The 3,239-nt window shown below is 32.4% G+C and carries 5 protein-coding genes; 4 read left to right on the plus strand and 1 reads right to left on the minus strand.

Annotated features, from left to right (window positions below; all coding sequences use genetic code 11):
- The first annotated feature begins 172 nt into the window (after positions 1–172).
- The 3 genes from KI369_RS24905 to KI369_RS24915 all read left to right on the plus strand — a co-directional run bounded on the left by KI369_RS24905 (position 173) and on the right by KI369_RS24915 (position 1,621).
- A complete protein-coding gene (locus KI369_RS24905) occupies positions 173–685 on the plus strand; it encodes an RrF2 family transcriptional regulator (RefSeq protein WP_212957949.1) in 513 nt (170 codons plus the stop codon).
- A gap of 178 nt (positions 686–863) precedes the next feature.
- Positions 864–1,046 carry a DAK2 domain-containing protein gene (locus KI369_RS24910; RefSeq protein WP_212957951.1) on the plus strand — a complete coding sequence of 61 codons (183 nt, stop codon included), beginning with the start codon at positions 864–866 and terminating at the stop codon, positions 1,044–1,046.
- Positions 1,047–1,270: 224 nt separating this feature from the next.
- Positions 1,271–1,621: an SH3 domain-containing protein gene (locus KI369_RS24915; protein WP_000946187.1), complete on the plus strand. Its 351-nt coding sequence runs from the start codon at positions 1,271–1,273 to the stop codon at positions 1,619–1,621.
- A gap of 196 nt (positions 1,622–1,817) precedes the next feature.
- Here KI369_RS24915 and KI369_RS24920 read toward each other — a convergent pair whose 3' ends face one another.
- Positions 1,818–2,369: a DUF4352 domain-containing protein gene (locus KI369_RS24920; RefSeq protein WP_212957953.1), complete on the minus strand. Its 552-nt coding sequence runs from the start codon at positions 2,367–2,369 to the stop codon at positions 1,818–1,820.
- A gap of 292 nt (positions 2,370–2,661) precedes the next feature.
- Between KI369_RS24920 and KI369_RS24925 the strand changes: the two genes are divergently transcribed.
- A complete protein-coding gene (locus KI369_RS24925; protein ID WP_212957955.1) occupies positions 2,662–3,051 on the plus strand; it encodes a hypothetical protein in 390 nt (129 codons plus the stop codon).
- Positions 3,052–3,239: the final 188 nt, after the last annotated feature.

Genomic DNA, 3,239 nt, shown 5'->3' on the forward strand with positions numbered 1-3,239 from the left:
GAAGTTAGGTGGGGGATCAACTGCCCATAAAAGTCCGATTGGTTCAACTAATAATCAGTGGGGGATGAAGACAACCCCCACTGATTAAAGTTTCACTTTATTTGACTAAAATTCTAAATGGTCCTAAGATACAATTTGATAACCCTTAAAATAAAAAGCAGGTGATTTGTATATGCAGTATAGTGTTGGGGTTGAATATGCCTTGCATTGCCTAGTTTATTTAATTAACACTCCTTCTAAGGAAAGTGTCGGAATAAAAGATTTGGCAGAGTTCCAAGGGCTTTCTGAAACATTTCTCTCAAAAGTTTTCGGTAAATTATCTAAAGCTGACATTGTAAGTTCTGTCCCAGGTGTAAAGGGAGGGTATAGGTTAGCTAAGTCTCCAGAAGATATTTCTTTTTGGGATGTAATAGAAGCTGTCGAAGGTCCAAAACCTATTTTTCAATGTAAAAATATTGTACAGAATGGTCTACTATATCGAGATGAGGCCGAGGCTTGCAATTCTTGTGAACCTAGCAATTCTTCTTGTACAATTAACTTAGTAATGCTTGAAGCGGAAGAACATATGCGTGAGTTTCTTCGTAAAAAGACTCTTGCATGGTTAGATAAAGAACTTGATATTGTTTTACCTGAAAAGATAAGGGTAGATACTCGTGAATACTTCAAACAAAAAAACTCTAACTAAATCGCCATGACGAATTAGTTAGAGTTTTTTGTTTTTTGACATTAATTCCATCATGTGAATACTTCATCACAAATTCCTTCTTTAAATATCACATTTAATTAACTCATAAAGTTTCAAATTGATTAACATTGAAATTCTAAACAATACAATTTTATTTTCGTAAAACGTAAATGAATTTATGTGTTCATATATTTTAAACATAGTGAAAATTGCCTTTGAAAAAGGAGCAGAGTATACGAAGGAAATCGTAGCTCGCATGGGCCGCGCTGGTACAGTTTGTGAAAGAAGCTTAGGCTATCCAAATGCAGGTGCACATGCACTTGGAGTTATCTTTACGGAGATTGCGGGTAGTTTGAAATAGGAATGAGAAAGTCCCTTTGCCTTAAGTTGGAGGGACTTTTATATAGTTGGTAGAAGACTACTTTCGCGCTCTCACTGTAAAATATGAGTTTGTTAATATTTTTGATAAAATCTTATTTCAAAAATACAACTAATATTTCTCAACATTAATATATTGAAAATAGTTAGAATATTTAAGATAATCGTTTGTGAAGAAATAAATTATAAAAAAAGGGGGAATTTATTTTGTTACGTCGCTTATCTATTTGTACTTTATTAACAGCTTTTATGTTTACTTTATTTACATTTAACGGCTCTGCTTTCGCGGCTACGAATACTACTGAAAATGAAACAGTAGTAGCAGCTTGTGCAAAGGGAGGTACGGTAGGTACATATGGTGCAAAGATGCGCAGTGGTTACACTGTGGGATCACCTGTCTTACATACATTTACTAGTGGTCAGAAAATTACTGGCACATGGGTAACAGGTGAGTATGTTCAAGGGCATTATAGTAATTCTAAACAGTGGTTAAAAGTTACTTATAAAGGGATGACAGGTTATGTATCCCACACAACATTATATAACGTTTGCTCATAAAACTATGTAATATAATAATAACTCTGGATTTATTGAACTAATCTCTTTTAGGGATTAGTTTTTTTGTCTCCTAGTTTTTAATGGAGCATTTTTTGAAAAAAAAACCAACGATTCATTAAATCGATGGTTTTATGTTTATATATTATTCATTTGTATCTATATCAAATTTTTTCATTGCTTTTTGCTTATTTGAGACTTAGTTTTTTTGTGATTGCAGCTTATCGATTTTCCAGTGTGCTCCTAGAGGATCTAAAGAGCTTTCAATATAAAACATATATTCATCTGCGGTACTTGGTACTTCAAAAGCTATTTTTAATTCTACCGTTTCATTTGGTTTAACTTGTATATTAGAAGGGTTTTGGTCAAGCACCTTTCCTTCATAAGTTTTTCCGTCTTTTTCATCTTTTAAGTTATATTTTAATTCTGATAGTCCAATCGTTTGACCTCGTACATTTTTTACAGAGACATTAACAACGACGGAATCGTTGCTATCATTTAAATATGCACTATGAACAGCGCTCAAGTAATAGCCTCCCTTAACACTCTCACCAACTAATAAAATACCTTGTTCCAAGCGGCTCATATCTTCTTTTTCTTCAAAATTTATTAATTCTTCATTTTCATTTTTTGCGGTTGGTTCTTCTATTGGACCATTTTCCACGGCACTATCTTTTTTATCTTGTGTGCAAGCAGCCGTAACACTGAATAAAACTAGAATGAAAGTAAGTAATATGAATGATTTTCTCATAAAATTGATCTGTCTCCTTAAGTTTCTCAATTTTGTGCAACTATACATATAAGATTAACATAATGTCTCATTATTGGCTCAAAATAGGAAATCTTTTAGGCGCCTTATTCTTTTTTCTTTTCATATACATTCGATTGGTTCTCACGATATTTGTTAATCTTTTAAATCATTGTCTTAGTAATACCAAGGGTTATTATAGATATATTAATCATATAATTTGTCCCTATCAAAATGAACGTTTCTTGCATCTAATATATTGTAAATATATTTTATTTTGAAAGGATGTGATTATATGGCTCATAAATCTACTGGAGTGTTTCGAGTTCCAGTTTCTGAAAATGGGATTATTCCAACTGCTCTCAACATTATGTTAAACAATGATTCACGCTGCCATACTAGTAATGTAACGGTAACTGTTAAGAGAAGTCCAAACACTTCTTTTCCAGCTCAAAATGAATTAGTTGAAATCTCTCGTACTTTTGTTTCTTTAGAACCAAACAGAACAACTAAGATTGTGTTGTTTACGCCAGAATTCCACATAGAAGATTTTCTTGATGTCATCATTAGTGGAAATAAAGATGATGTTAAGGATGTGCTTGTATATTCTTTTTTAGCAGATTCAGCAGGTCACAATCTGCCATCTACTGTTTTCAGAAATGCAGAATACACTTTTGCTTGCTGACAATGTGATGATGTATTCTTTATTATCATATCAAGGTAGCATCCTGCAGCTTGAATCAACTTAATTTTATTGTGTTGTTATTGTATAAGAAAAGAAGACATCGATTAAGATGTCTTCTTTTACTTGTACACTTGGTGTTAAGAAGGTATTATATTGCTTAAAAACCATGAAAAAATATAACAATCATC

This window comes from Bacillus sanguinis, assembly GCF_018332475.1.
Classification (GTDB): Bacteria; Bacillota; Bacilli; order Bacillales; family Bacillaceae_G; genus Bacillus_A; species Bacillus_A sanguinis.